This window comes from Ruegeria sp. AL7 (genome assembly GCF_056536105.1).
This window is the reverse complement of record NZ_JBQFJF010000002.1, coordinates 37,554-64,064: the sequence shown is the minus strand read 5'-3', so window position 1 is coordinate 64,064 and position 26,511 is coordinate 37,554. Positions and strand designations below refer to the sequence as shown.

The window sequence follows — 26,511 nt, the reverse complement described above, 5'->3', positions numbered from 1 at the left end:
TCAGCCTCCGAAAATGCCGGGCAAAGGGCGCATGTAAATGCCAAGGACTTCCTGAACCAGATACCAGACCGTACCAGTGGCGATCAGAGCGACGGGCAGCATGATATGCCATTTTCGTTCACCCAGGATAAAAGACCCAAAGATCAGGAAGGCCGAAGTTGAGATCAGGAACCCGACGGGACGCAGGCACAACGCGTAGACAACCATCAGAACCAGCAGCATGATCGCCTGACCAAGATGGTAATCGCCCAACCGCCGGTAATCGATTTCAGGTTCGCTGGGTTCAGCTTTTTCGAAACCCAGCAGAATGATCGTGGCCGTGATTATCCCCAGAATAGACAGCACTTTGGGGAAAGTGCTTGGCCATATGGGGTTTCTTTGCATGAAAGGGGGAAGACTACTGTCCATCGTGAACCAAGCGGCGTAGCCATATGTTAAACAAACACCCAGAAGAATGAGCGCGATCCAGCGATCCAGCGCCATGAGACCCCCTCCTTTTTTTCGTCGTCAGGGATGGCAGAGCGGGTTACCGCTCTGCCCAAATTGTATTCAGAGGAAGCCCAGCTTCTTCATCAGATCACCGATCTGTTGTTCCTGCTGCTCAAGAAATGACCGGAAATCATCGCCCGAGTTGTGGATGTTCACCCAACCGTTGCGTGCACGAACCTCTTCCCATTCCGGGGTGTCGTACATCTTGGCAATCGCGGCCTGGTATGCTGCAAGCTTGTCCTCGGGCAGACCCGGGGCCGCAAAGAAGCCACGCCAGTTCACAAAGGTGGTGTCGATGCCCTGTTCTTTCATGGTCATCGCGTCTGGGGCGGCCTCTACGCGATCTGCCGATGTGACGCCGATGATTTTGACTTCACCTGCATTGGCCAGATCGACGGCTTCAGAGAAACCTGTAGACAGCGCTGCGATCTCACCGGACAGAAGGGCAGCCATGGCTTTGCCACCCGCATCATATGGAATGTACTTCACGCCAAGCGCATCTTTTCCGGCCGCTTCCATCACCATGGCTGCGACCAGGTGGTCCATACCACCAGGAACCGAGCCACCGCCGATGGCCGTGTTGCCCGGGTCGGCGTCGAAGGCTGCCAGCAGATCACTCATAGAGTTGATGGGGCTGTCTTTGCCGACAACAATGGCTGCGTAATCACCGATCGTACCCGACACCAGCGTCAGGTCGCGGAAGTTGTGAGGGAACACGCCAGTCAACGAACGGATCACGATTGGCGTGGAGTTTACCATCAATGTCCCGTGGTTGCTGTCGGCGTTTTCAATCAGATAGCCGATGGCTTTGCCGCCACCACCGCCTGACATGTTTTCATAAGACGCGGTGCCCACAAGACCGGCGTTCGTCAGCGCTTCGCCGGTGCCGCGGGCGGTACCGTCCCAACCACCACCGGCGCCGCCGGGGATCAGAAAGTGGATGCTGTCCACTACCTGGTCTTCAGCCAGAACAGGTCCTGCAAGACCTACTGCAGCTACAGCTGCGATAAGGGCGCGACGGCCCAGTGCGAATGTTGTCATGATGTCCTCCCATTTGACAACGGGCCGCATGGCGGCTCAGATTGGGAAGAACAAAAACACACCAACCTGACATCAACCTGTCACGCGCGAGAATAGTATAAAAGCCCGATGAAATTTCTGCTTGTCGAAGACAATCTAGACCTCGCAAACGCAATCAGTTCCCGCATGAGGTTAGACGGGCATGTGGTTGATAACGCGTCTACATTAGGTGATGCAACTGCCTTCGTTGAAACTCAGGAATACGATCTGATCCTGCTGGATATCATGCTGCCGGATGGGGACGGTCGCGATTTCCTCAAGCGGCATCGCGCGAGCCATTTGGACACGCCGGTGATCGTTTTGACGGCCCGCAGTCAGGTTTCGGATCGAATCGGCTCGCTTGATCTTGGTGCTGACGATTATGTCACCAAACCGTTTGATCATGCCGAGCTGGAAGCGCGCTGCCGCGCAGTTCTGCGTCGCAAATCCGGGAATACGAAGACAACGATAGAAGTCGGCGGCATCGTATTCGATCCCCTGGCTGGCCATCTTACCGTGGGTGACGAGACCGTGTCGCTGCGGAATCGTGAACTGCGCCTGCTGGAATTGTTCATCAGCGCACCTGGTCAGGTTTTTTCGAAACAAAAACTAACCGACCGGCTTTTTTCTTATGATGATGATGTCTCTGATAACGCGATCGAAGTTTATGTGGGCCGCCTGCGCAAGCATCTGGAACCCTCGGACCTGAAGATCACCACGCTTCGTGGGCTGGGATACAGACTTGACCATGCCTCCTGATCCCAATGTGTCAGGATCGCTGCGGAACAGGCTGGTTCTGACACTGATCGGCGGCGCGGCCATACTTGCGTTCCTGCTGTTTGTCGCAGTCCGAAACTATGCTGCGCAGGTCGCGCAACAGGGGCAAGACAACATACTTGGTGCATCAGTGGCCTCAATCCTCGATGCGGCCGCCTTGCGGGAAGGGGTGTTGGAGGTCGATATCCCATATGCCGCCTTCGCGATGCTAAGCACCCCTGCGGACGACCGGATCTTCTATTCTATTTTTCAGGACGGCACGTTTCTTTCCGGATACGAGGATTTTCCACCGACCATTGGACCGCGTGACGGAAAATCGCTTTTCAGTTCCAGTCAGATTCGCGGTGAAACCATTCGTCAGGTCAGCGCCAGCCGGACTTTGGTGGGATTGGATAAGCAAACCGAACTGGTGGTCGCGCTGGGGCAGACACAAGACGCGTTGGCCGAAACTCTGGACCAGATTTCGCGCAATGCGGCGATTCTGGGCGTAGGGTTCTTTGCCCTTGCTGCCGCTCTTTCCTTCTGGGCGACGTCCTCGACCATCGGGCAGTTGAATAGATTGACAACCTCTGTCACCCGCCGTGGGCCGCAGGATCTGAGCCCGTTCAAAAAGCCGGTACCCCGCGAAATGGCCCCCTTGGTTGCTTCACTGAACTCATTGATGGGTCGGCTTGATCAGTCACTCAGCCAGTCAGAAGACTTTATTGCCGAGGCGGCCCACCGTGTTCGCACCCCTCTTGCGACGGTCAGGTCCTATGCTGACGCCACTTTACAAAGGGTTGAAAAAGAAGAAAACCGCGAGGCGCTGCGCTCGATGGTGCGTGCCATTGACGAAAGCTCTCGTGCAGCAGGACAGCTGTTGGATCATGCGATGATCACGTTCCGGGCTGACCATCTTGAGCGGGAAGACATTGACCTGAACGCTTTGGTCAGTGACCTTGTGCAACGCCTGACACCAATTGCCGAGATGAAGGACTTGTCGTTGTCGCTTTGTGGCGACCCACAGGTCATGTATTCAGGTGACCCCATCCTCATTCAAAACGCCGTGCGCAACATGATTGACAACGCACTTAAATATGCTCCGGCCGACAGTTCTGTTCGCATCGAAGTCACGTCGGAGCCATGGGCTCAAATCCGGGTAAAAGACCGTGGCCCGGGGTTTCCCTTAAACGAAATTGACACTCTCACGCGTCGGTTTGAACGGGGTAAGAACGCAAGTGGTACCATTGGGTCCGGTTTGGGCCTGACCATCGCGCAGGACGTTGCAACAGCGCATGGTGGAGCGCTTGCCTTGTCCAACAGACAGGGAGGCGGCGCATGCGTTACATTATCGCTTTAGTCTTCCTTTGGTTTCCCGCTGTCACACAGGCGCAAGTCTGGGAGGATCGGCAAGTATTCAACGCCGAAGCAGACGAGGCACATATTCGGGTCATCTCAAGCACCGATACGTTTTTGTTTGAGCCTATGATTTCCAGCTTTATCAAGGAAAACCCTGACATTTCTGTCGAGTATTTGGTGACGGGTACTGCCGACATCGATCGGATCGTGCGCACCGCACCGGAAGATTTCGATATTGTCATTTCCAGCGCCATGGACCTGCAACTGAAACTGGCCAATGACGGTTATGGACGCGTGATTGATGACATATCGCTGCCATCCTGGGCGCAGTGGCATCGCAGTCTTTTCGCCTTCACGTTCGAGCCCGCGACCATCGTGATCAACCGTGCCGCCTTTTCCGGCGCGCCTGTCCCAGAGACTCGACAGCAACTGATTGAAGCTCTTCGAATGCGACCGGACAGCTTTCGGGGCCGGGTGGGAACTTATGACATCCGTCAGTCCGGTCTAGGGTATCTGTTTGCGACGCAGGATGCCCGTGCGTCAGAAACGTTCTGGCGCCTGATGGAAGTCATGGGCGGGTTGGATGTGCGTCTGTACTGCTGTTCCGGCGACATGATTGATGATCTTGTTAAAGGTGAGATCGCCGTAGCCTATAATGTACTTGGCAGCTATGCGGATGCGCGCGCCGGGCACAAGGATACGCTTGAGGTTATCCTGCCGTCGGATTTTCAGACGACCATGATGCGCACGGTGATGGTTCTTGAAGGTACACCCGTACCCGAATTTGCCGCGTCTTTTGTTCGTCACCTTGTATCAAAGCAATCCACGCAGTCAGGTGGGGGCCACACCCTCCCGCCTTTGGCACCTTTTGACACGGACGAAGAACGTGAAACGATTGGGCTTGATCCAGCGCTGATGACGTTTTTGGACAGATTAAAACGCCGCCGTTTTCTGGCCGAATGGGAAAGCGCAGTTATCCAGAGATAGCCCTGCCGTCATTCCCTAAATGCACGATTGAAGTAATCGGCCATCGGCTTGACCAGATAGGACAACGGGGTGCGTTCATCGGTTTTGATCAGTGTCTCAACAGGCATACCCGGCAAAAGCTCCTGACCGTTGAGACGGTCCAGCTCGCCATCATTCATAACCACTTCGGCGCGATAGAATGTAAAGCCGGACTTTTCATCCGTGAATGTATCGGCTGACACGTTTTTGACCTGCCCGTCCAATTCAGGCGTTTCACGCTGATTGAAGGCCGGAAACCGCAGGGCGACAGGTTGACCCACATGCAGCTGATCCACATGGATCGCGTCAACGCGCGCGGCGACAAGCAATGGCGTATCCTGTGGAACAACATACATCATGGGTTCACCCGGCTGAACGACAGACTGAAGGGCAAAGACCTGACTTCCATATACTGTTCCGCTGACCGGTGCGCGGATGTCCAATCGTGTCAGCCGCTCGGACAGGGACAGTCGGCGTTCCGATAGTTCAGCAACTTGCGCCTGTACGTCCCGCAACGTGGTAATTGCCTCTTCCCGGCGGGTTGCAGACAGTTCAACGATCTGGATCTCGGTTGATGCGATCTGCCCTTTGAGGCGGGCGACAGCAGCTTCCAGTCGGCCTATTTCACCTGTCAGGCTGGCTTCTTCCCGTTGCAGGGCCAGTACACGACTGGTTTGCGTCAATCCTCGTTTCAACAGGCTTTGCTGGTCTTCCAGCTCATCCTCGATCAATTCAACCTGACGGCGCAGCGAAACGAGTTGGGCCTGCGTGCCTTCAATCTCGCTCTCGATCTGAACCAGCTGCTTGTTCAGCTGTTCTTGCTGTTTGGATAGGGTTTCCACCCGGGCGTCGAACAGGTTTTGCTGACCTTCGATCAGGTCCAGATCAATGCTGTATTCCGTCTGAACCTCGTGCAACTGCGCCGCCAACTCTTGCGACGAAAGCCCGTCGCGTTCGGCCTGAAGCCTGACACGCCGTGTCAGAAGCTCAAAAAGCTGCGCTTCCACAATCGTCTGTTCGGACGATAGGAAAGTATCATCCAGCCGCAACAGCATCTCGCCCGAGGCGACCACATCACCATCGCGTACAAATATTTCGCCAACAACGCCGCCATCGGGGTGTTCTACCACCTGACGGTTGCTTTGTACCTCGATCACGCCTGAGGATACGATCGCACCTGCGAGGCGCGTCTTCACTGCCCAAAGACCCAATCCGCCAACCAAAATGGCAAGTGCGGCGAATCCCACCAGGGCGGGAATTCTCATACTCCAGGCCTGCGCCTGCTTCTTGGTCGTCTTTTTTGCCATTATTCACCTACGGGGCTAAGCTTGCGCTTAATCGCGCCCGCGTTCTGCACCATTGCGCTGAGAACCTCGTCACGACTGCCGAACCTGACCACTTGTCCTTTTTCGACAACGGCCAGATCGTCACATTCCGAAATGGCCTGCGGGCGGTGTGTCATGATGATGGCGGCTTTGCCTGCCGCCTTGAGCCCCCTCACGGCCGCGTTCAAGGCTTCGGTGCCATCCGCGTCCAGTGCCGAGTTTGGTTCGTCGAGAATAAGCAGAACAGGGTCGCCATAGAGGGCGCGGGCCAGAGCGATGCGCTGTTTCTGCCCGCCTGACAACTGACTGTCATTGCCTTCAAGGAAGGTACCATAACCTTTCTCCAAAGACAGGATCAGGTCGTGCGCATTGGCTTTCTTGGCTGCGGCCACCACCGCTTCGGAATCCGGGTTTTCTGACATCCGGGCGATGTTCTCGGCCACGGTCCCGTTAAACAGGGTAACCTGCTGCGGCAAATATCCGATATGGCTGCCCAGATCGTTGGAGTCATATTGATCCAGAGTGGCACCACCAAGTCGAATTTCACCGGCTGCCGGATTCCAAAGCCCCAGCAACGCCTTGGCCAGTGTCGTCTTTCCCGATCCGCTTTTGCCGATGACACCCAGCGCCTTGCCCGGTTGCAGCTTCAGATTCACGTTCCGCAACGTTGGCGTTGTTGCCCCGGGGGGAATGACAGTCAGCGATTTGGCTTCCAACTGCGCTTTCGGGATGGGCAAGCGAATCCGCTGCTCTTCGGGAGGGGTCTGATCCAAAAACCGGCTTAGGGAAGTCCAGGCCGTTCGCGCACGTTCGATCATGCCCCATTGGCCGACCGCTTGTTCGACCGGGGCGAGGGCCCGACCCAAAAGGATTGAACCCGCGATCATCGCGCCCGGTGTCATTTCGTTTTGCAAAACCAGCCACGCGCCCAAGGCAAGCATTGCAGATTGAAGAAACAGTCGTAACGACTTGGTCAAAGACGTAAAACTGCCTGTCCAGTCGCTGGCCGAAATGGTTTGGCGCAAGGCATTCGAACGCTGGTCCAACCACCGCTTTGTCACGTCCGCCTGCATACCCTGTGAGCGCACAACCTCTGCCGCTTGTCTCGCATGTTCCGCAAAGGCGTTTGCCCGCGCTGCTGCAGTTTGTGCTTCAGCGACTTTTCTGCTGGTCAGAGCCTGATTGAGCAGTGCAATCACGACAAGCAGAACACCGCTTGCCACGGCCAGCCAGCCCAGCAAGGGATGAAACAGGAAAATCGCACCCAGAAAAACAGGCGTCCATGGAATATCCATCACCGCCAGCAGAACGGGGGATGAGCACAGGTTTCGAATGGATTCCAAATCACGCAAGGCCGTTGCCGGGGCAGATCGTATTTGCGGCAAAAGTGAACGCCGCAGCGTTGCTTCGAAGACGCGCTCATCCAACTGTGACTGGAACCGTGCGCCGAACCGGGCCACGATGCGTCCGCGGGCAAAATCCAGCATCGCCATCAGCGCATAAAGCAACGCCACCAACAAAAACAGCGCTGTCAGTGTTTCCACTGCACGCGAGCCCAATACCCGGTCATACACCTGCAACATGAACAATGGGCCAGTCAGCATAAGCAGGTTCACAAAAATGCTGAACAAGAACGCCAAAGCAAGGAACGCGATCCCCTGATTGCGCACATTGCGCAGTTCATGCCGGGGGGCCGCAGATACGCGGTGTTCAGGTTTCAATGTTTTAAATCCATATTATCCGGAGATGCGCCCCCGCATTTAAAAAGTTAGATCAGCCTTGCCAAGTTTGCACATCTTTTTTTGGGCAAGAAACCGCGGGTCCCTAGCGTAAAGAAGCACTATTCAGCCGTAGCTGACAAAAATCTAACGGCAATTACAGGCGCCGCTGGGCAGGCGTTTCAGGATTACGGCAAATCGGGCGGAATACAGCAAATATACGGACGCGCGAAGACCGCAGCCCGCCAACAAGCCGCAGGCGATTAAGGTTGCATTGATCCCGCCGCGAAATGACCGAGACCGGATTTTTCGACTTCAACTGTAAGGATGACAAGCTTTTTTTAATGTCGGACATTATTGTTTATTTTGTCCTACATTAAATGTAAAAGTGAATGAAATACGAATCGGAGAAGCCGCGCGTGGTCAAAAGAACGCCCCCAAAGGAAAAAGCTGAGAGTGTCGGCAACACCTTGAAGGTGCTACCGGCTGGCAGCAGCGGCCGGGACGTTCTGGAGGCTCTCTCTGGAATGATCGAACTGGAAGGATTGAAGGTAGGCGATCGCCTGCCGCCAGAGATCGAAATCGCAAATCAGCTTGGGATCGGACGGGCGAAGGTTCGCGAGGCCCTGACAAGTTGGCAGAACATGGGCATCGTTGTACGGAACAAGAAAGCCGGGACGCGATTGGCGGCCGAGGTATCTGCCAATACGATCCATCTCCCACTCACGCTGAAGCTCGAAGCCGAAAGCCTTTTGCGAACACACGCTGTGCGCCGGCCACTGGAAATCGAGGCAGCAAGGTTGGCAGCACTGAATTGCTCAGACGCGCAGCGGCTTTTGATTTCGGCCCGCGTTGCGGAACTCATAGCTGTGCATTCTGCAGGTGAGGATTGGCGGCCGGCCGATTACCGGTTTCACGCGGCACTGCATGAAGCGTGCGGAAATCCACTTTTCGGGCAGTTGATCCGGCAAATTCAAAAAGCTTTTCACGAAGTATATGACACGCCCTTCGGTCAACCACACTTGGGTCAGGCCTCAATTCCAATACATGCGCCGCTGGCCGAAGCAGTTGTCTCCGGCCGTGCAGACGAAGCCGCAAGTATTATCGGCGCGATCATGGACATGGTCGAAGCAGAAGTCCTAGAAATCATGGAAAGCCAGAATGTCTGACTACGAAGACCTTTCGACACGTCTTGCAGCAACCTTCCCGGATGCGGCTGGTTCGGTCACGCCGCCGATCGTTCAAACCTCACTGTTCACTTTCGACAACTACCAAAGTTTTGAAGACCGGATGGCCGGAAGATCAGAAACGGCCATCTACACGCGCGTGGAAAACCCGACCGTCGCCGCGTTTGAAACGCTTATGGCTGAAGCCGAGCAAGGTCAGGCAGCCGTTGCATTTGCTTCCGGGATGGCGGCCATTTCCTCTACGCTGCTGGCATTTGTCAAACCCGGTGACCGGATTGCCTGCGTCAAACATGTCTATCCGGATTCATTCCGGTTCATGGAGCGCATCCTGCGCCCGTTCGGGGTGCATATCGACTACCATGCGCCGGAGCGTTTCGAGAACGACCCCGATCTGCTTGCCGATGTAACGGTTGCCTATCTGGAGAGCCCCGGATCGATCGTTTTTGAGGCGATGGATCTGCGTCGCGTCGCAGAGCATGCCAGACGCCACAATGTGTTGACGATGATCGATAATTCATGGGCAAGCCCGGTGTTCCAACGCCCCCTCTCATTGGGCATCGACATCGTCATCCACTCGGCCTCGAAATACATTTCGGGGCACTCGGACACGGTTGCGGGCGTGGTGGTTGCCTCCCGGGACCATATCGCCCGCATCCGTGATCTGACACTTCCTTTGCTTGGCGCCAAACTGGCACCTTTTGAGGCCTTCCTGCTGACGCGCGGCCTGCGCACGCTGAACGCACGCATGATGCAGCATCAAGCAACGGCCAACACGTTTGTTGATCGCCTGGCCACTGTTCCGCAGGTCAGGCGGGTCAACTCACCCGGTGCCAACGACGTGCCCGGGTTGACCGGGCGGTCCGGTCTTATGTCGGTTGAGTTTGATGACAGTGTCGACATCGCAAAACTTTCTGATGCCTTGAACCTATTTCGCCTCGGTGTGAGCTGGGGTGGCTTCGAAAGTCTGATCCTGCCTGCGCGCGTCGGGCTTGCTCAGGCTGGCGAACAGAACTCAATGCATAAATTTGGGGTCTCACCCAATCTTGTGCGCCTGAGTTTGGGGCTCGAGTCGGCGGAAGATCTATGGGCCGATTTTGCTTCGGCTCTCGCCGAAAGCACGGCTTAGAACTGTTCGCTCAATAAAATCAACAGGAGGAAAACATGAAAAAACTACTAGCTGGAATGACGGCTGCGGCCGTGTTCATGGGTTCGGCGTCTTATGCCGAGACCACACTGAAACTGGTCGAGGTTATTACAAGCCCCGAGCGTACAGAGGTGCTTCAGGGACTGGTTGATGAATTCGAAGCCAATAACCCCGACGTCACTGTCGAGATTGTATCGCTACCTTGGGGTAACGCGTTCGAAAAGCTGGCAACAATGGTGGCAGGAGGCGACATCCCGGATGTGGTTGAAATGCCCGACACCTGGCAGGCCCTCTATGCCGGGTCCGATCAGCTGGTCAGTCTCAAGGATCATGTCGCCGGATGGGAACACGGGGCTTCTCTGACTGACAAGACAGTCGCCATGGGCAGCCAGGCGGGTGACCTTTATATGATCCCGTACGGCTTCTACCTGCGGGCGATGTTCTACAACAAGAAACTGCTGGCCGAAGCGGGTATCGACGCTCCCCCGACTACGATGGAGGAGTTCAAGGCAGCCTCGGCCGCGGTGTCCGAGCTTGAGGGCAAGTATGGATACTGTTTGCGCGGTGGTCCCGGTGGAACAAATGGCTGGATCATGTTCGCGGCGGCCATGAACGGCACCAACGAGTTCTTCACAGAAGACGGTGTCAGCCGCATCAACGAGCCCGGCTCGGTCGAAGGTATCCAGTTCATGATCGATATGTATCAGAACGGGTATGCGCCCAAGGATGCCGTCAGTTGGGGCTTTAACGAGATCGTGGCCGGCTTCTATTCCGGCACCTGTGCATTCCTCGATCAGGACCCGGACGCACTGATCGCTATTGCCGAGCGGATGCCTGCCGAAGATTTCGCGGTCATTCCGATGCCTGTTGGGCCTTCGGGCAAAGCTTTCCCGACCATTGGGTTCGCAGGCTGGTCGATCTTCAATGCGACTGAACATGAAGACGAAGCCTTTGATCTGGTTGCGGCCTTGTCGACGCCCGAAGCCAACGCCACGTGGGCAAAACGCGTTGGCGTCATTCCGATCCACAAAGGCGCTGATCAGGATCCTCATTTCCAGACCGAGCAATTCAAAGGCTGGTTTGAGGAACTGAACGGCGAGCAATATGTGCCGACAACAATGCCAACCAACCTGGAGCAGTGGGGCTATTTTGGCAGCACACTTCTGCTGGAAACCAGTCAGGAAGCCCTGTTGGGACAGCGCAGTGCGCAGGACGTCGCGGACGAGTGGGCAGAGTTCCTCACCGACGAGCATGCCAAGTGGAAGGCAAAACAGTGATTTCGCGCATTCAGAAAACTGTCAGGCCCGGGGAAACCCGGGCACGACGCTCGCTCTACCTGCAATACATGGTCGAGCCTTTTTTCTATTTGTCGCCCGCAATTCTTTTGATCGGTGCGGTGATCATGGTTCCGCTAATCATCGGAATCTCATATTCGTTCCAATCCATTGAGCTGTTAAAGCCTTTTGCGTCTGGTTGGATCGGGTTTGAAAACTACGTTGACCTGTGGCGAGACCGCAAGTTCTGGATCGCGATGGAGAACACGCTGTTCTGGACCTTTTGGTCGATAACGTTCCAGTTTCTGCTTGGCCTTGGCCTTGCCATGCTTTTGAATACGCAGTTCTATGGAAAGAAACTTTTTCAGGCGCTTGTTTTCCTACCCTGGGCTGTCCCGACCTTCCTTTCCGCGCTGACATGGGCGTGGCTTTTTAACCCTGTCATCGGCCCGCTACCGCATTGGCTGGCCGCCCTTGGCATTCTGTCAGAGCCCTACAATATCCTTGGCGATCCTAAGCTTGCAATATGGGGCCCGATCACTGCAAATATCTGGTTCGGCGTACCGTTCTTTGCGATCACACTGCTGGCGGCTTTGCAATCGATACCCGGTGAGCTTTATGAGGCCGCAGAAGTCGATGGCGCGACCCCCTGGCAGACCTTCACCAAGATCACGTTGCCGTTCCTTGCTCCGATGATCGCGATCACCGTGATGCTGAGGACGATCTGGATCGCCAATTTCGCCGACCTGATCTATGTGATGACCGGCGGCGGGCCTGCCAATTCGACGCAAATCCTGTCGACCTACATATTCACCACCGCTTTTCGCAAATTGGACTTCGGCTACGCGTCAACCATTGCTGTGGCGCTGTTGCTGATCCTTCTGATTTACGCCGTTATCCTGCTCTGGCTTCGCAAGAAGCTGGTCAAGATTTGAGGAGTTGACCATGTCAGCTGTCAGGAAACCCAACCCCCTGCTGGTTGTGGGTAAATACGCGGCACTTGCGTTCTATCTGATCTTTGCGTTGTTCCCGCTTTATTGGTTGCTCAAGATCGGGTTGACGCCGGACGCACTGATCTTTTCAGAGGGCACCCGCCTGTTTCCAAGCGAGGTGACCTTTTCAAACTTCAAAACGGTTATCTTTCAGACCGATTTTGTGGCCTATTTCCGGAACTCTCTTGTGGTGTCGCTGGGCGCGGCGTTCTTTACGACCTTGTTCGCGGCTGGGGCGGGTTATGCCTTTTCCCGCTTCGTTTTTGCGGGCAAACGCATCATCATCGCCTTGATGCTAGTCACCCAGATGTTCCCCCTGCTGATGATCATCGCACCCATCTACAAGATCATCGCGGACCTGGGGCTGCTGAATTCGCTGACAAGCCTTATCGTGGTCTACACTGCGTTCAACATCCCCTTTGCAACATTCCTGATGCAGTCATTTTTTGATGGCATACCCAAAGATCTGGAAGATGCGGCGATGATGGATGGCTGTACACGGTTTCAGGCGCTGCGCAAAGTGGTGTTCCCGCTGACATTGCCCGGGTTAGGGGCGACGCTTGGGTTTGTCTTTACTGCCGCGTGGTCCGAGCTCTTGTTTGCGTTGATGCTGATCTCGAAGAACGACGCGATGACATTCCCGGTTGGCTTGTTGACATTTGTTTCCAAATTCTCGGTCGATTGGGGGCAAATGATGGCGGCTGGCGTGCTGGCTCTGATCCCAAGTTGCCTCTTTTTCATCTTCATTCAACGCTATCTCGTGCAGGGCCTCACGTCCGGCGCGGTCAAAGGATAGGAGGCCAGATCATGGCACGTATCGAACTTCGTGATGTTGCAAAACGCTATGGATCCGTCGAGGTCCTGCGCAACATCAATCTTGAAATTCAGGATGGTGAGTTCATCGTTCTGGTCGGCCCGTCAGGCTGCGGCAAATCCACTTTGCTGCGCATGGTTGCTGGTCTTGAACCGATATCAAGCGGCGACTTTCTGATCGATGGCGAGCGTATGAACGATGTGAGGCCAAGGGACCGGGACATCGCGATGGTGTTCCAATCCTACGCTCTCTATCCGCATATGGATGTCGCTCGGAACATGGGTTTCTCGATGGAAATCCGCAAAGCTCCGGTGGCTGAACGCATATCAAAGGTCGCCCAGGCGGCAGAGACGCTGGGATTGACCAAATTGACGGATCGCTTGCCCAAGGCCCTTTCAGGTGGTCAACGTCAGCGGGTTGCTATGGGGCGGGCCATCATCCGAGACCCGCGCGCATTTCTGTTTGACGAGCCATTGTCAAACCTTGACGCCGCTTTGCGTGTCGAGATGCGGCTGGAGATTGCGCGGCTGCATCAAAAGCTCAGCGCGACCATGATCTACGTGACCCATGATCAGGTCGAAGCGTTGACGCTGGCAGATCGGATCGTTGTTCTGAACGCAGGCGACATCCAGCAAGTCGGCAGCCCGCTTGAGCTTTATGAAAGACCGGCCAACAAGTTTGTTGCGCAGTTTATCGGCTCACCCACCATGAATGTTGTGCCTGTATTGGGAACTGAAACTGGTGTGAATGTCGGGAATGGAGTTGAAATTAAAATTCTCGATCAACCCCTTGCCGCTGAGGCCAAAGAACTGGGTGTAAGGCCGGAACACATCGATGTTGTGGAAAACGGTGCCGGTGATCTGTCCGCCGTTGCGGATGTTGTTGAACATCTGGGGTCGGACACGAACATCTACGTCAATGCTGAGGGGATCGGCCCCATGATGGTGCGCAAGCATGGCAATATCCCCGTGAAATCCGGGGATCGCCTCGGTTTGCGCATTCAAGCACAGAATGCACATCTGTTTGCCTCGGATGGTACAGCGTTGCTACGTGCTTGCTGAGATGATGGGCAATTTGGAAGATCGGGCCAAGTCGCGCACGACAGGACTCCATCCGCGGGATATTTAGATGAACGACAATCAGTTATTGCTTCCGGGGTCACAGTCCGAGACCGGGTTTTGGATTGAAACGCCAAGACACCGCGATTGGTTGATGAACCAGGCCAAGCGGCAACTTACGTTCTTCAGCGCAAGTTGCCGGGATGAGCCCGGGTTCTATATACTTGGTCACGATGGTCGCCCGCTGCTCGGCAAGCTGCAGGAGCTGCACACGACAACCCGGTTGATTCATTCTTATGCATTAGGACATCTATCTGGTTTTCAAGGTGCTGAACGGATCATCGATCACGGTATGGCATATCTTGAAAGCCATCACCGAGATCGCGACCACGGCGGATATCTTTGGGCGCTGGAAGGGGATCAGATCAAGGATGACCGCAAGCTTGCTTATGGGCACGTCTTTGTCCTTCTTGCCTCGGCAAGTGCGAAAATGGCGGGTCACCCGGATGCAGACAAACTAATGACAGATGTCCGAAATGTTCTGGAAAAACACTTCTGGGACGAAGAAGCGGGCCTGTTTCGCGATGAATGGAACAGGGATTGGACGCCGTTTTCCGCATATCGTGGAATGAATGCCAATATGCACGGCGTTGAGGCGATGCTGGCTGCCTTTGAGGCAACAGGGGACGAAACCTACCTGTCCCGCGCCGGTCGCATTCTGGACTTTTTCATTGGCAAAATTGCACCCGGTGAAAACTGGCGGCTTCCCGAACACTATTCGTCTGATTGGCAAATTAACCGAGATTATGCGGGCGATCCGATGTTCAGGCCTTCCGGAACAACGCCGGGGCATTCGTTCGAATTGGGTCGGCTTCAGCTTCAGCATTGGGATTTGTCAGGCCGAACGAGCCCTAATACTCCGAACACGGCGCGCCACCTGATTGCGCAGGCTTTGAAAGATGCGTGGCTGCCTGATGGCGGGTTGGCCTACACACTTGATTTTGATGGCCGCGTTGCCAACGCTTCGCGGTTCTGGTGGCCCATCACCGAAGCCATCGGGGCGGTTGCCGCTCTGATCGTGCTTGACAGAAGGCCAGAAGACGAGGAGTGGTACAGAAAGCTCTGGACCTATGCGAATGAAACATTTGTCGATCATCAGCATGGCGGCTGGTATCCAGCAGTAGATGGGGCAGGGGCTGTTGTGACATCCATCTTTGACGGCAAGCCGGACATCTATCACTCGTTGCAAGCCTGTCTGTTTCCACTGTCACAACGTCTATCGAGGTTGATGCCGCTTTAGGTTTGGAAAATCCGCAGTTGCGGCTTGTTTTACCCGAGTCAGAATCCGGTGCAGGATCTTGTCGAATACCCGCAGACTACAAATCGTAGCCTGCGGCGGTGTCCGAAAGTCCCGGGCGCGCTCGGTTGCCCTTGCATTCCAGCGCTATGCATTCCAAACAACCTCGAACTCCTCGCGAAACGCAAAGCGTTTCAGGTGGTCCTCTATAACACCCATCCAAAAGTTCAAATCCTCACGTGGGCCGACTGAAGCAACTATTTCCAGCCCTTCGTCCGTCGCTTTCATCGCAACCGCGCGCCGGTTTTCAAACGAAACGTTTCCTTCAGTTGCGCCAAATTCGACTTGCCCTTTGTGGGACCAGTGCTTGCATAACTGCTGAAGATACTTGCTGGCCATTTCTGTTCGCGCATTTCCAGACGCGCACTGGTCTGGCAACATTTCCAACGCAGTTTCGGCCGCCCCGCGCATAGACTTGGCAAAAAGTGTTACGTCGATATTCGTGGCCAGGAACGTAACCCCAAGATCCAGACACTTGCGCTGCATCACGGGGTCCAACGTTAGGATGCCCGCTGCCTTGCCCGCTGCCACGATCCTTGACAACGCGTCCAAAACCGCTTCGACCACGTCGGGGTGGCCAGCATTGCCGATGTGCCCCATATCCGCGGCCAAATCTGACGGACCGATAAATACGCCGTCGACATCTGTCGTCAGAATGTCATCCAGTGCATCCAGGCCAAGGCGGTTTTCCACCTGAACCAACAGGCAAATCTGGTCGCCTGCCGTTGTCAGGTAATCCGGGATCGCCGCGAAACGCGAAGCACGCGCCAGAGCAGACCCAACGCCTCGAACTCCATGTGGTGGATATTGCACCGCGCGCACCAATTCCCGCGCTTGATCGCCGCTTTCAACCATTGGCACCAATATGCTTTGGACGCCAGCATCGAGATATTGCTTGATCATCCAGGTCTCGCCAATTGGCAGGCGCGCTACCGGTTGGCTACCTGTGCCTTCGATGACCCTCACTTGCTCAAGGATAGACCGCAGATCGTTCGGGGCATGTTCCCCGTCAACAAGCAGCCAGTCAAATCTGGATGTGGCGGCGATTTCGGCGGCATATGCATTGGCCATCCCAATCCAACATCCGATCTGGGGTTTTCCGGCTTTCAGTGCGGCCTTGAAGGGGTTTGTTGGCGCGGGCATTAAGGTGCTCCTTCAATCAAATTTGATATCGACCGAGCCGAAGGGTCCGAAATCGGCGTGAATTTCTGTGCTTGGCGGGCATTCGACGGGGCGAATGAAGCTGCCCGACAGGATCACTTGTCCGGGTTCAATACTTTGTCCGTATTGCGCCATGCGCCGGGCCAGCCAGACAACACTTTCAACAGGATCATTCAATACGCCGGCCCCAAGGCCGGTTTCCTCAATCTCACCGTTGCGGAAGGTCAAGGCACCAACCCAGCGCAGGTCGAATTCGTCAATCGCGTGGCGCTCTGTACCCAGCACAATCCCTGCATTGGCGGCATTGTCGCTGATCGTGTCAAAGACGGTTCTGGCCTTGCCGGTCTCGGGGTCCTGACGCTGAATACGTGTGTCCAGAATTTCAATCGCCGGTGAGACGTAGTCCGTGGCGGATACGATGTCGTCGCGGCTGACATTCTCGCCACCGACGGCGGATTTCATGATAAAGGCGATTTCAGCCTCGATCCGGGGCTGGATGAACCGGCCCGCAGGGACCATACCACCGTTTTCAAACGCCATATCATCAAACAGGATGCCGCTGTCGGGAATATCGATGTTCAGCGCATATTGCATCGCTTTCGATGTCAGACCGATTTTCCACCCGATGACCTTGCGCCCCTCGGCCAGCTTCTGGCGATAGATGGCGTTCTGCACCTCATAAGCGTCGTCCATACCCATCTGGGGGTGGCGCAGGCTCAGCAGACCGATCTGGTCGCCGGTGCGTTCGGCCTGAAGCAGGTCGGCTGCTGCGCGGGCATGCTCTTCGGGTGTCATGCCTTCTCATCCTCGACTGTGTTGCGCAGGGTGCCGATACCTCCGACAGAAACCTCGACCACGTCACCCGGTGCAAGATATTTTGGCGGGTCAAAGCGCGCGCCCGCACCGGTGGGGGTGCCGGTTACGATAAGGTCACCCGGCTTCAGGGTCATGAAGGTCGAGATATACTCGATCTCGCGCCGGATCGGGAACATCATGCGGTCGAGGGTGTCGTCCTGACGCAACTCACCATTGACGCGGGTTTGAATGCGGGCGTCATCCAATTGCGCCGGGTCGATGAAGGGCACCAGCCAAGGGCCGATCGACCCTGAATTATCCCAGTTCTTGCCCTGAGTTACGTTGAACTTGGCATGGCGCACCCAATCGCGGATCGTGCCTTCGTTGCACAGCGTCAACGCGGCGATGTGCTCATAGGCTTCGTCCTGCGATATCCGGCGACCCGCCTTGCCGATTACAATGGCCACTTCGCCCTCGTAGTCCAGCGTGTGGTTTTCCGGCGGACGGATCAGCGGGCGGTTGTGGCCGGTAAAACCGCTGGCAAAGCGGGGGAACAGCGACATATATTCCGGTTGCGCGCTGCCATCCTTGTATTCCGCATTTCTGTCCGGAAAGTTCACGCCGACGCACAGAATGCGACGTGCATCCGGCATCACCATTTCATAGGTGAAATCGGAATGGGTCACAGGCTTACCCTCGGCCGCCGCAGCCAACCGGCTAAACTCACCCGCAGCGATGACCTCATACAGGCTGGAAAACTCGGGGAAATCACCGTTCAGGGCAATCGCACCATCATCGGTAATCGCGCCAAAAAAGGTATCCCCTTCGGTGGTAAAAGTAGCAAAGCGCATTAAGCCTCCTCGGCGGTGTCGATGCCGCCCATGCACAGGTATTTGAGTTCCATGAAGTCATCCAGCCCATGGCGCGAGCCTTCACGGCCCAGACCAGACATCTTAACCCCGCCAAACGGAGCTTCCGCAGTCGAGATCAGGCCGGTGTTGATTCCGACCATGCCATATTCCAGCTTCTCGGAAACTCGCCAAACGCGAGCCAGGTCGCGGGAATAGAAATATGAGGCAAGGCCGAACTCGGTGTTATTTGCCGCAGCGACGACTTCGCTTTCGGTGTTGAACTTAAAAAGGGGTGCGACCGGGCCAAACGTCTCTTCGGTCGCGACCGCCATCTCCGAAGTAACACCGGTCAAAATGGTTGGCTCAAAGAATGTGCCACCCAGATCGTGCGACTTGCCGCCCAGAGTGACTTCGGCACCTTTCGAGGTCGCATCAGCGATGTGCTCAGCAACCTTGTCGACTGCCGCCTGATCGATCAGCGGACCAAATATGATACCTTCGTCAAAGCCATTACCAGTGGGCAAAGTCGCTACTTTGTCGCGCAGCTTGGCGGCAAAGGAATCGTAGACACCGGCCTGCACGTAAATGCGGTTGGCACAAACGCAGGTCTGACCATTATTTCGAAACTTGGCGATCACCGCTCCTTCCACAGCAGCGTCCAGATCAGCATCATCGAAAACAATGAAGGGCGCATTGCCACCCAGCTCCAACCCCAGTTTTTTGATCGTTGGTGCGCATTGCGCATATAGAAGCGTTCCGATCTCGGTCGAACCGGTAAAGGTCAGTTTCTGTACTGTCGGGTTCCCGGTCATCTCGCCGCCAATGCCACGGGCTGAGCCGGTGACGACCGAGAACAGCCCCGCAGGCAGGCCCGCTCTTTCGGCCAGAACCGCCAACGCGATAGCTGAGAATGGAGTCTGGCTGGCCGGTTTCAGAACCATGGAGCAGCCCGCCGCCAGAGCAGGGCCAGCCTTGCGCGTGATCATAGCGTTTGGGAAATTCCACGGCGTAATCGCGGCTACAACCCCGATGGGTTGTTTGATCGTCAGGATGCGTTTGTCTGGCGCGTGGCCTGGGGTGACATCACCATAGGCGCGGCGGGCCTCTTCTGCGAACCACTCAATGAAGCTGGCACCATAGGCGATCTCACCTTTGGCTTCGGCCAGTGGCTTGCCCTGCTCAGCTGTCAGGATGGCACCCAGATCGTCCTGGTTCTCCATCATCAGTTCGTACCAGCGACGCAGAATTTGACTACGCGTTTTGGCGGTGCGTTTAGCCCACCCGTGGCGCGCGGTCTCGGCGGCAGCAATAGCTTCGGCGGTTTCGGCGGCGCCCAGATTGGGAACATGACCAATAACTTCACCGGTGGCAGGGTTGGTGACGGCAAGGCCGTTGGCCGGGTCAGCTTCAATCCAGCGTGTACCTACAAGGGCAGCCTCTCGCAGCAAACCGGGGTCTTTCAAAGGAAACATTTGGGGACCTGCATCAGTTCGAATTAGATAGATCAACGGCTTGCCCCGCCAAAAGGCACCAGGGGCAAGCAATCGGTATGGGAACCGCGACCCTCAGACCGGGAATATGACGTTAGTCTGACCGGTGCCCGAGGACGGGAAATACTCGGTCACAACCTCGCATTTCTTGTCGTAAGCGTCCCAGCCGAGTGCGCCGTATAGCATCGCGGTATCATGCATCGAACCTTCACCGCAGCAGAAGTTGGCATAGTCACCCAGCATCTTGAGGAACGTAGCGTGATCGCCGTTATTCCACATTTCCAGCACGTGCAGATCCATCTGGCGATTGAATTCTGAGCTGATTGTGAAAGTGCCGTTATTGGCGGCATAGTCCTTGTTGGCCCAGATCTTGTGCGACAGCGAACCCGACGCAACCAGCAGCACCTTTTCGTCGCTGGCCTCGACTGCTTCGCGGATTGCCTCGCCGACGATACGGCTCTCGTCATGAGCGTGCACGGTGCACCACGCACCGATCGACACCACTTTCATTTCGTGTTCACGGCTCATGAACCGCATCGGCACCAGCGTGCCGTATTCCACCTCAAGGCTGTCCAGGTGATGGGCCAACGTATAAGCACCCTTTTCGGTCGCAATCCGCGCAATCGCATCACCCAATTCGGGGTTGCCCTCATATTTATAGGGCAGGTCCTGAATGAACTGCGGGAATTCATTCGACGTGAATAGACCCTCAAAATGGTCGTTGGCGTTTATGTGAAAGCCCGCGTTCAACACCCAATGCGTATCACAGATGACAACCGTTGTTGCGCCCAGTTCCTTGGCGCGACGAGCAATCTCCCGGTGGCCATCAATAGCCGGTTGACGCTTGCCTTTGATCGGTCCTTCCTGCTCGGACATGAGCAGGGTAGGCACGTGAGTCATTTTGGCGGCAAGTACGATTTCTCCCATGGTCTCCTCCTGGAGTTAGAGTTTCTTCGCGCGTATTTCGAGTGCAGTCGGTTACAGTTTCCCCAGCTGCATGATGTTGTGGTTTCCGGTTGCGAAGCCGACGTGTTTTTGTTCCATGTAGAACTCGAAGCTCCAGTTGCCGCCGTCGCGGCCGATACCGGATGCTTTGACGCCGCCGAACGGGGTGGGCAGGTGGCGGACGTTTTCCGAGTTCACCCAGATCATCCCGGCTTCTAGCTTGTCGGTGAACCGCAAGGCGCGGGTCAGGTCATTGGTCCAGACATAGCCGGTCAGACCGTATGGTGTGTCGTTGGCAATCTGCAGCGCCTCGTCCTCGGTCGAGAACGGGATCGAGGTCAGAACCGGGCCGAATATCTCTTCGCGCGCGATACGCATCTGGTTATTGGCATCGGTAAACAAGGTTGGGCGAATGAAATACCCTGTGTCGCCCACCTTGACACCTCCGGCGGCGACAGTCGCACCGTCTTCTTTGGCGATGTCAAAATAGGAGGTCACCTTGTTATAATGCTCCTCGGTCACCAGTGGCCCGATCTCGGTCTCAGGATCCAGCGGATGGCCGACCTTGATGGTGTTGACCCGTTCGATCAGCTTTGCCTCGAACGCGTCCTTGATGGTGTCCTGCACCAGCAGGCGCGAGGATGACGTGCAGCGCTCGCCATTGATCGAGTAGATCATGAAGATCACCGCATCCAGCGCCCGGTCGAGATCGGCGTCGTCGAACACAACAACCGGGTTCTTGCCGCCCAGTTCCAGATGCATCCGCTTGAGCGTATCGGCACCTTGTTTGGTGATGATGCTGCCGGTGCAGCTTTCACCGACAAAGGCGATCGCCTTGATCAACGGATGCTCCGTCAACGCCTTACCCGCATCGGGGCCGAACCCGTTCACGGTGTTCAGCACACCCTTGGGCAGCCCGGCCTCTTCGGCGATCTCCACCAGCAGGCGAGCGGACAGCGGAGAATCTTCGGCCGGTTTGTGAACCACGGTGCACCCGGCAGCCAAAGCAGGTGCGATCTTCCATGTCGACAGCATGAACGGCGTGTTCCACGGCGTGATCACCCCCACCGGACCGATCGGTACGCGCGTGGTGATGTTCATCAGGGTCGGCGACTTAAGGTGCTGACCGTCCCGCGCCTGGACCACCTGATCCGCGAAATACCGGAAATTCTCGGCCCCGCAGCGCGGCCTTGGACATAAAGCGCAGGGTCTGGCCGGTGTCCCAGCATTCACACAGCGCAATTTCCTCGGCACGGGCCTCGATCGCATCGGCAACGTTCAGCAAGATGCGGCGCCGCTCGGTGGCAGGCATGTCGCGCCAATCGGCAAATGCGGCGTGGGCGGCATTAGCGGCAGCGTCGATATCATCGGCTGTGCCATGGGCGACATCGCAGATCACCGACCTGTCAACCGGGAGGTGGATTGAACACCTGCGGAACCGTCGCGATCTTCGCCCGCGATCCGGTTCTTGATGCCGGTTTCCTTAAACCGGGCCAGAAAGCCCGCCAGCTTCTCGATATTCGTATCCAGTGCGCTCATGGATCAGGTCTCCGGTTGGTCGCGCCCAAATGGTCCCGGATCGTGCCGGTCTTGGGCGAAAGGTCTGGGTCAATGTCACGCATCTCAAGCGAGAGCGCGATGGAATGTCCGGCGAAGGCGGGGACAGATAGGCCTCAACCGCCTCAAAATGCGCTGCGTGGCGTCCCGTTTGACATCCGCAGCCCGGCCAGCGCGCAGGCGGATCGAGATATCGATAAACCCATGCGCCGGATTGCCGTCCGCGATGGCATAGTGATCGACCCGCGTGGCCCGGACACGAATACCGGGCAGGGAAATGTCTTGATCCCGGCAGCCGTGGCCCGGATGCATTCGCACAAGCCACTCATATCGACCCTGTCTTCCAGATTGCCGGAATACTCGACGTGAAAATGTGGCATGTGCTCCCCTCCAATGGTAAACATGTTTAGTAAATTGGAAACCTCGCTGTCAAGAACTTGCTTTGTTAATCTTTGCATCTTTTGACTCTGCGAATTAGAAGACTGTCATGAGTGAACAAAGCCACACCAAGAACACCTCGCGCGCCCTTCCGATTGCCTTGCTGCGCGCACGCGAAACCGTCATGGCCCCCATCCGGGACATGCTGCAGGGGATACAACTGACCGAGCAGAAATGGCGCATCCTGCGCGTGCTGGACGAGTTGGGTGAAGTGGAGCAAAGCTCGATTGCCAAAGAGGCCTGCCTGCTGTTGCCAAGCCTCACCCGCATCCTGCGCACGATGGAAGCCGAAGGCCAAATATCACGCCGCCAGGACAGCCACGACAAACGACGCACAATGGTGAAGATCACAAACGAAGGACGAAACATCCTCGCCGAAAACCTCGGAACCTCTCCAGATCTACCAAAGCATCGAAAAACAAATGGGACGAGAAAAACTCAATCAACTCCTCGACCTGCTCGAAGAACTACAAGCCGTCAAAGTCTGACCCCGCCTAGTAACGGCGAGGTCAGGGAAGATTTCAAAGGCTCGCCAAACCGGTATCCAGCGCCGACAGGATCTTGGACACATCGTCAGACGTGATGATCAGTGGTGGCGACAGAATAATGTTGTTACCCGACACCCGGACCATGACACCGTCATCATATGCTGCCTTCTGCACCTGCAACGGAAGATGCTTGGCAATCGGTGCTTTGGTGCTGCGATCCGAGACCAGCTCCAGCGCGCACATCAGGCCCTCACCGCCGCGCACGTCGCCGACCACGTCGTACTTGTCGGCCAGCCTTTTCAGACCGGAAAAAAGTTCATCCCCACGAGCGGCGGCGTTCTCCCACACCCGCAGGCGGTTAATTTCCGCAAGTGCTGCCAAGGCTGCTGCCGCTCCGACCGGATGGCCGGAATAGGTGTAGCCCTGATCGACGGACGCTTTGCCAGTGGTGTCGCGTTCGAACACTTCGGCAACTTGACCGGAAATCATCGCAGCGCCGAATGGGAAATACCCGTTCGTAATAGCCTTGGCCGTTGTCATAATGTCCGGCTGCACACCCCAGTGCCGGGCTCCGCTTTCGCTGCCGGTGCGGCCAAAGGCTGTGATAATCTCATCCGAGATCAACAGAACGCCGTGTTTCGAGCAGACCTCGCGCACCAACGGCATGAAGCTCTCGTGCGGTGGAATTACACCACCAGCACCCAAAACAGGTTCCATGATGAACGCTGCAACAGTATTTGCACCTGGAACGCAATCTCAGCTTCCAATGCTTTGACGCAAAGCTGTGCCAAACGCTCGGGATCGGTCTCGTCGAAGGGATTGCGATAAGTCCATGGTGCCGGGATGTGGAAACATCCAGGCATCATCGGTTCGTAGGCAGCACGGAACTCTGATTGCCATTGACCGACGCTGCAGCGAAATGGGTCCCGTGGTACCCCTGTTTCAAGCTTATGAATTTGGTGCGCCCGTCCTCGCCGCGTACCTTGTGGTACTGTCGTGCCAATTTCAGTGCGATTTCAACCGAATCGGAGCCGCCCGAAGTAAAGAACGCGCGGGTCAATCCATCTGGCTCGAAGAACCGGGCCAGCTCGTATGACAATTCGATCGCCTTGTCGTTGCTGGTGCCACGGAAAGTTGAATAATAGGGCAAAGCGTTCAGCTGGTCGGCAATCGCCTGCTTCACTGGCTCGCAGGAATAACCCAGATTGACGTTCCACAACCCTCCCACGGCGTCGATGGCCTTGTGGCCGTCGACATCGACGATGCTAACCCCTTCGCCGCCGACCAAAATGGTTGGTAGGTTCTTTTGGCTGTCGGCAGGTGCGCCATCGGGTGCCAAAATAGCGGGCGTTGTTTTCCTTCAGGAAGTTGAATCCTTCATTTCAAAATTCTCCGAATTTCGTCCGACCGAACACTCGGTCGAAACTCAGTTGGAAAGTTTGCAGGAGCCTGGCCACCAAAGATTGCCGTAAGCTCTTGCGAAACTTGTTTCAGGGTATTCAGTAGGGGCGGCTGCCGGTCGCCTGCGGTTCTGATTTCAGGAACCGCGAATGAAACCGTCCCAAGCGCCAGTTGATCAATTCCGAAAACCGGGGCTGCAAAGCCATGAACACCGGTTTCGAAACTTCCGTTACTATAGGACCAACCGGTTTCCTTTACTTCGACGAGACGTTCTTGAATGAGTTCAAGGTTCGTTAGCGTAGAGGCAGTAATACGGGGCAAGTCGCGATTTTTGAGGCCTTCCAAAAGTGCAGGAGGGCCAAAACAAAGCATGCACAACCCTGAGGCTGTGGCGTTGAGCGGAAGGACTTCCGTGGGGTCTAGGCTAACTCGAACGCTGTGCTGAGTTGTCTCGACCACTAGCGCCGTTTGAAGAACATCATTTTCCAGAAGAGAAAGGTGCAGGCTTTCTCCTGCTTGTTGCATCGCGGCCTGCATTTTTAGGCGCGCTGCTTTGAGGCCGGGATTTGCAATCTCGCGTAACGCGGCAAGACGCAGTGCCGCCGGGCCAATCATAAAGGATTTTGTTCCCTGATTCTGCTCGATCAATCCGAACTCTTCCAGTTCACGCAGATGCCGAAGAACAGTCGCCTTATTGACACCAGATAGCCGAGCCATCTGGGTCAGCCCGATTTCGGGCCGTGCGTTGGAGAATAACTCCAACAATCTCAAAGCATTAAGAGCAGTTCCCATAAGTTACTCCTCCTCCTTAAGAGAATACTTGACACAATGTAATTAACAACGCAACAATAAACATGACTTATCGGTTCATTATTTGAACCATCAATGGGAGGAGTCTATGAAGAAAATTCTTACCGCTGCCGTAATGGCGGTCTCTGCATCAGCTGCTTTCGCTGAGTATCCAGAGAAACCTGTATCCTTCGTCGTTCCGTGGCCTCCGGGCGATCTGGAGGATGTATTGACACGTCTGATCGCAGATGAATTTCAGGAAATGTACGGCGTACCAGCAGCAGTCGTGAACAAGCCTGGCGGTGGTGGTGGTCCGTTCCTGGTGCTGTCGAAGTCGCCACTGCTCCGGGTGATGGCTATACGGTCGGCTCTTTGTAATAGGCGTGCCGGTGATTGGCCCCGAGATTGGCATTCCAGAGCTGAACCCCAACCCATTTGACCCAATTGGCATCTTCCTGACCTATCCGTTCGTGATAGCGTCCAGCAAAGACGCACCTTCTCATCTTGGGAGGAGTTGGTGGAACATGGCAAAGATAACGATGTTGCACTGGGGCATTTCGGCTCTGTCCTGCCCCCCACCCAGGTGACATTCGCAGCTGCTGTCAGCAGCGGGTTTGATTTCGCCAGTGAAGCCGCATTTGATGCTCTGGACTGCAACACCCTGACTTCAGGCGACGTGGACGTGATCAACACGACACTTCAACTTATACTACCCTGCTTAGATCAGGTGAATGTTCTGGCCAGCATCGGCGGTGAGCGGATCCCTGGTCCCTGACACTCCGACTGTTGTCGAGCTAAATCCTGACCTGCCTTTGGCACTATGGAACGGTCTGTTCGTTCACAAAGACACCCCGGCAGAGGCGCGCGAGAAGATCTCGGCAGCCGCTCAAAAGGCTCTGAGCTCCGACAAAGCCAAGCAGCTTGCCGAGGAAACAGGTGCACTGATCTACTGGCAGGACCCGGACGCCTCCAACGCGCAGATTGAAAAAGACAAAGCCTCTTTCGCCAAAATCGAAGAGATTCTGGGCGAATAACTCAAGATTGGCCCGGCAGGATTCA

General features: G+C 55.9%; 24 protein-coding genes and 3 pseudogenes. 12 read left to right on the top strand and 15 right to left on the bottom strand.

Annotated elements, in window-relative coordinates:
• Positions 1-483: a tripartite tricarboxylate transporter TctB family protein gene (locus ACR3E2_RS17540; RefSeq protein ID WP_267366075.1), complete on the bottom strand. Its 483-nt coding sequence runs from the start codon at positions 481-483 to the stop codon at positions 1-3.
• A gap of 66 nt (positions 484-549) precedes the next feature.
• Positions 550-1,530: a tripartite tricarboxylate transporter substrate binding protein gene (locus ACR3E2_RS17535; protein ID WP_480484345.1), complete on the bottom strand. Its 981-nt coding sequence runs from the start codon at positions 1,528-1,530 to the stop codon at positions 550-552.
• Between the two features lie 108 nt (positions 1,531-1,638).
• Here ACR3E2_RS17535 and ACR3E2_RS17530 point away from each other — a divergent pair, with 108 nt between their 5' ends.
• Genes ACR3E2_RS17530 through ACR3E2_RS17520 form a run of 3 tightly spaced genes read left to right on the top strand, consistent with a single transcriptional unit; the run spans position 1,639 to position 4,650 of the window.
• Complete coding sequence (locus ACR3E2_RS17530; RefSeq protein WP_267366073.1) at positions 1,639-2,307, top strand: response regulator transcription factor; 669 nt, start codon at positions 1,639-1,641, stop codon at positions 2,305-2,307.
• Positions 2,297-3,664: a sensor histidine kinase gene (locus tag ACR3E2_RS17525; protein WP_480484358.1), complete on the top strand. Its 1,368-nt coding sequence runs from the start codon at positions 2,297-2,299 to the stop codon at positions 3,662-3,664. Before ACR3E2_RS17530 ends, ACR3E2_RS17525 begins: the two co-directional genes overlap by 11 nt.
• The gene (locus ACR3E2_RS17520) at positions 3,643-4,650 is read left to right on the top strand and encodes an ABC transporter substrate-binding protein (RefSeq protein WP_480484346.1); all 1,008 of its coding nucleotides are present in this window, start codon (positions 3,643-3,645) and stop codon (positions 4,648-4,650) included. The genes ACR3E2_RS17525 and ACR3E2_RS17520 overlap by 22 nt, the downstream gene beginning before the upstream one ends.
• 8 nt (positions 4,651-4,658) lie before the next feature.
• On the opposite strand, the gene ACR3E2_RS17515 is transcribed toward ACR3E2_RS17520, so the two are convergent.
• Positions 4,659-5,933 carry an HlyD family type I secretion periplasmic adaptor subunit gene (locus ACR3E2_RS17515; protein WP_480484347.1) on the bottom strand — a complete coding sequence of 425 codons (1,275 nt, stop codon included), beginning with the start codon at positions 5,931-5,933 and terminating at the stop codon, positions 4,659-4,661.
• A 41-nt stretch (positions 5,934-5,974) separates the two neighbouring features.
• Positions 5,975-7,714 carry a type I secretion system permease/ATPase gene (locus tag ACR3E2_RS17510; RefSeq protein ID WP_480484348.1) on the bottom strand — a complete coding sequence of 580 codons (1,740 nt, stop codon included), beginning with the start codon at positions 7,712-7,714 and terminating at the stop codon, positions 5,975-5,977.
• Between the two features lie 389 nt (positions 7,715-8,103).
• Between ACR3E2_RS17510 and ACR3E2_RS17505 the strand changes: the two genes are divergently transcribed.
• From ACR3E2_RS17505 to ACR3E2_RS17475, 7 genes are all read left to right on the top strand, one after another.
• Positions 8,104-8,880, top strand: a complete 777-nt coding sequence (locus tag ACR3E2_RS17505; protein ID WP_480484349.1) for a FadR/GntR family transcriptional regulator — start codon at positions 8,104-8,106, stop codon at positions 8,878-8,880.
• Positions 8,873-10,024, top strand: a complete 1,152-nt coding sequence (locus ACR3E2_RS17500; RefSeq protein ID WP_480484350.1) for an aminotransferase class I/II-fold pyridoxal phosphate-dependent enzyme — start codon at positions 8,873-8,875, stop codon at positions 10,022-10,024. Before ACR3E2_RS17505 ends, ACR3E2_RS17500 begins: the two co-directional genes overlap by 8 nt.
• 35 nt (positions 10,025-10,059) lie before the next feature.
• Positions 10,060-11,319 carry an ABC transporter substrate-binding protein gene (locus ACR3E2_RS17495; RefSeq protein WP_480477290.1) on the top strand — a complete coding sequence of 420 codons (1,260 nt, stop codon included), beginning with the start codon at positions 10,060-10,062 and terminating at the stop codon, positions 11,317-11,319.
• Complete coding sequence (locus tag ACR3E2_RS17490; RefSeq protein WP_480477288.1) at positions 11,301-12,251, top strand: carbohydrate ABC transporter permease; 951 nt, start codon at positions 11,301-11,303, stop codon at positions 12,249-12,251. The genes ACR3E2_RS17495 and ACR3E2_RS17490 overlap by 19 nt, the downstream gene beginning before the upstream one ends.
• 10 nt (positions 12,252-12,261) lie before the next feature.
• The gene (locus ACR3E2_RS17485; protein ID WP_480477286.1) at positions 12,262-13,104 is read left to right on the top strand and encodes a carbohydrate ABC transporter permease; all 843 of its coding nucleotides are present in this window, start codon (positions 12,262-12,264) and stop codon (positions 13,102-13,104) included.
• 11 nt (positions 13,105-13,115) lie between these two features.
• Positions 13,116-14,183, top strand: a complete 1,068-nt coding sequence (locus ACR3E2_RS17480; protein WP_480484351.1) for an ABC transporter ATP-binding protein — start codon at positions 13,116-13,118, stop codon at positions 14,181-14,183.
• A 67-nt stretch (positions 14,184-14,250) separates the two neighbouring features.
• Positions 14,251-15,480 (top strand): AGE family epimerase/isomerase, encoded by a 1,230-nt coding sequence (locus ACR3E2_RS17475; RefSeq protein WP_480484352.1) that lies wholly within the window; start codon positions 14,251-14,253, stop codon positions 15,478-15,480.
• Positions 15,481-15,624: 144 nt separating this feature from the next.
• Here the strand turns inward: ACR3E2_RS17475 and ACR3E2_RS17470 are convergent, their stop codons facing one another.
• From ACR3E2_RS17470 to ACR3E2_RS17430, 9 genes and pseudogenes are all read right to left on the bottom strand, one after another.
• Positions 15,625-16,680, bottom strand: a complete 1,056-nt coding sequence (locus tag ACR3E2_RS17470) for an aldolase/citrate lyase family protein (RefSeq protein WP_480484353.1) — start codon at positions 16,678-16,680, stop codon at positions 15,625-15,627.
• A 12-nt stretch (positions 16,681-16,692) separates the two neighbouring features.
• The gene (gene hpaH / locus ACR3E2_RS17465; RefSeq protein WP_480484354.1) at positions 16,693-17,493 is read right to left on the bottom strand and encodes a 2-oxo-hept-4-ene-1,7-dioate hydratase; all 801 of its coding nucleotides are present in this window, start codon (positions 17,491-17,493) and stop codon (positions 16,693-16,695) included.
• Complete coding sequence (locus ACR3E2_RS17460; protein WP_480484355.1) at positions 17,490-18,344, bottom strand: fumarylacetoacetate hydrolase family protein; 855 nt, start codon at positions 18,342-18,344, stop codon at positions 17,490-17,492. Before ACR3E2_RS17460 ends, hpaH begins: the two co-directional genes overlap by 4 nt.
• Positions 18,344-19,816 (bottom strand): NAD-dependent succinate-semialdehyde dehydrogenase, encoded by a 1,473-nt coding sequence (locus ACR3E2_RS17455; protein ID WP_480484356.1) that lies wholly within the window; start codon positions 19,814-19,816, stop codon positions 18,344-18,346. Before ACR3E2_RS17455 ends, ACR3E2_RS17460 begins: the two co-directional genes overlap by 1 nt.
• 93 nt (positions 19,817-19,909) lie before the next feature.
• Positions 19,910-20,761: a 3,4-dihydroxyphenylacetate 2,3-dioxygenase gene (hpaD, locus tag ACR3E2_RS17450; protein WP_480484357.1), complete on the bottom strand. Its 852-nt coding sequence runs from the start codon at positions 20,759-20,761 to the stop codon at positions 19,910-19,912.
• A gap of 51 nt (positions 20,762-20,812) precedes the next feature.
• The gene (gene hpaE / locus ACR3E2_RS17445; protein WP_480492843.1) at positions 20,813-22,012 is read right to left on the bottom strand and encodes a 5-carboxymethyl-2-hydroxymuconate semialdehyde dehydrogenase; all 1,200 of its coding nucleotides are present in this window, start codon (positions 22,010-22,012) and stop codon (positions 20,813-20,815) included.
• Positions 21,894-22,178, bottom strand: a complete 285-nt coding sequence (locus ACR3E2_RS17440) for an aldehyde dehydrogenase family protein (RefSeq protein WP_480492842.1) — start codon at positions 22,176-22,178, stop codon at positions 21,894-21,896. The genes hpaE and ACR3E2_RS17440 overlap by 119 nt, the downstream gene beginning before the upstream one ends.
• On the bottom strand, positions 22,175-22,318 hold the full coding sequence (locus ACR3E2_RS17435; RefSeq protein ID WP_480492841.1) for a hypothetical protein: 144 nt from the start codon (positions 22,316-22,318) through the stop codon (positions 22,175-22,177). The genes ACR3E2_RS17440 and ACR3E2_RS17435 overlap by 4 nt, the downstream gene beginning before the upstream one ends.
• Positions 22,315-22,716 (bottom strand): annotated as a pseudogene (locus tag ACR3E2_RS17430) (5-carboxymethyl-2-hydroxymuconate Delta-isomerase). Before ACR3E2_RS17430 ends, ACR3E2_RS17435 begins: the two are co-directional and overlap by 4 nt.
• 107 nt (positions 22,717-22,823) lie before the next feature.
• Between ACR3E2_RS17430 and ACR3E2_RS17425 the strand changes: the two are divergent.
• Positions 22,824-23,357 (top strand): MarR family transcriptional regulator, encoded by a 534-nt coding sequence (locus tag ACR3E2_RS17425; RefSeq protein WP_480492840.1) that lies wholly within the window; start codon positions 22,824-22,826, stop codon positions 23,355-23,357.
• On the opposite strand, the pseudogene ACR3E2_RS17420 reads toward ACR3E2_RS17425, so the two are convergent.
• Positions 23,296-24,626 (bottom strand): annotated as a pseudogene (locus ACR3E2_RS17420) (aminotransferase class III-fold pyridoxal phosphate-dependent enzyme). The gene ACR3E2_RS17425 and the pseudogene ACR3E2_RS17420 overlap by 62 nt on opposite strands.
• A 13-nt stretch (positions 24,627-24,639) precedes the next feature.
• Positions 24,640-25,455: an IclR family transcriptional regulator gene (locus ACR3E2_RS17415; protein ID WP_480492839.1), complete on the bottom strand. Its 816-nt coding sequence runs from the start codon at positions 25,453-25,455 to the stop codon at positions 24,640-24,642.
• Positions 25,456-25,561: 106 nt separating this feature from the next.
• On the opposite strand from ACR3E2_RS17415, the pseudogene ACR3E2_RS17410 reads away from it, so the two are divergent.
• Positions 25,562-26,486: pseudogene (locus ACR3E2_RS17410) on the top strand (tripartite tricarboxylate transporter substrate binding protein).
• Positions 26,487-26,511: the final 25 nt, after the last annotated feature.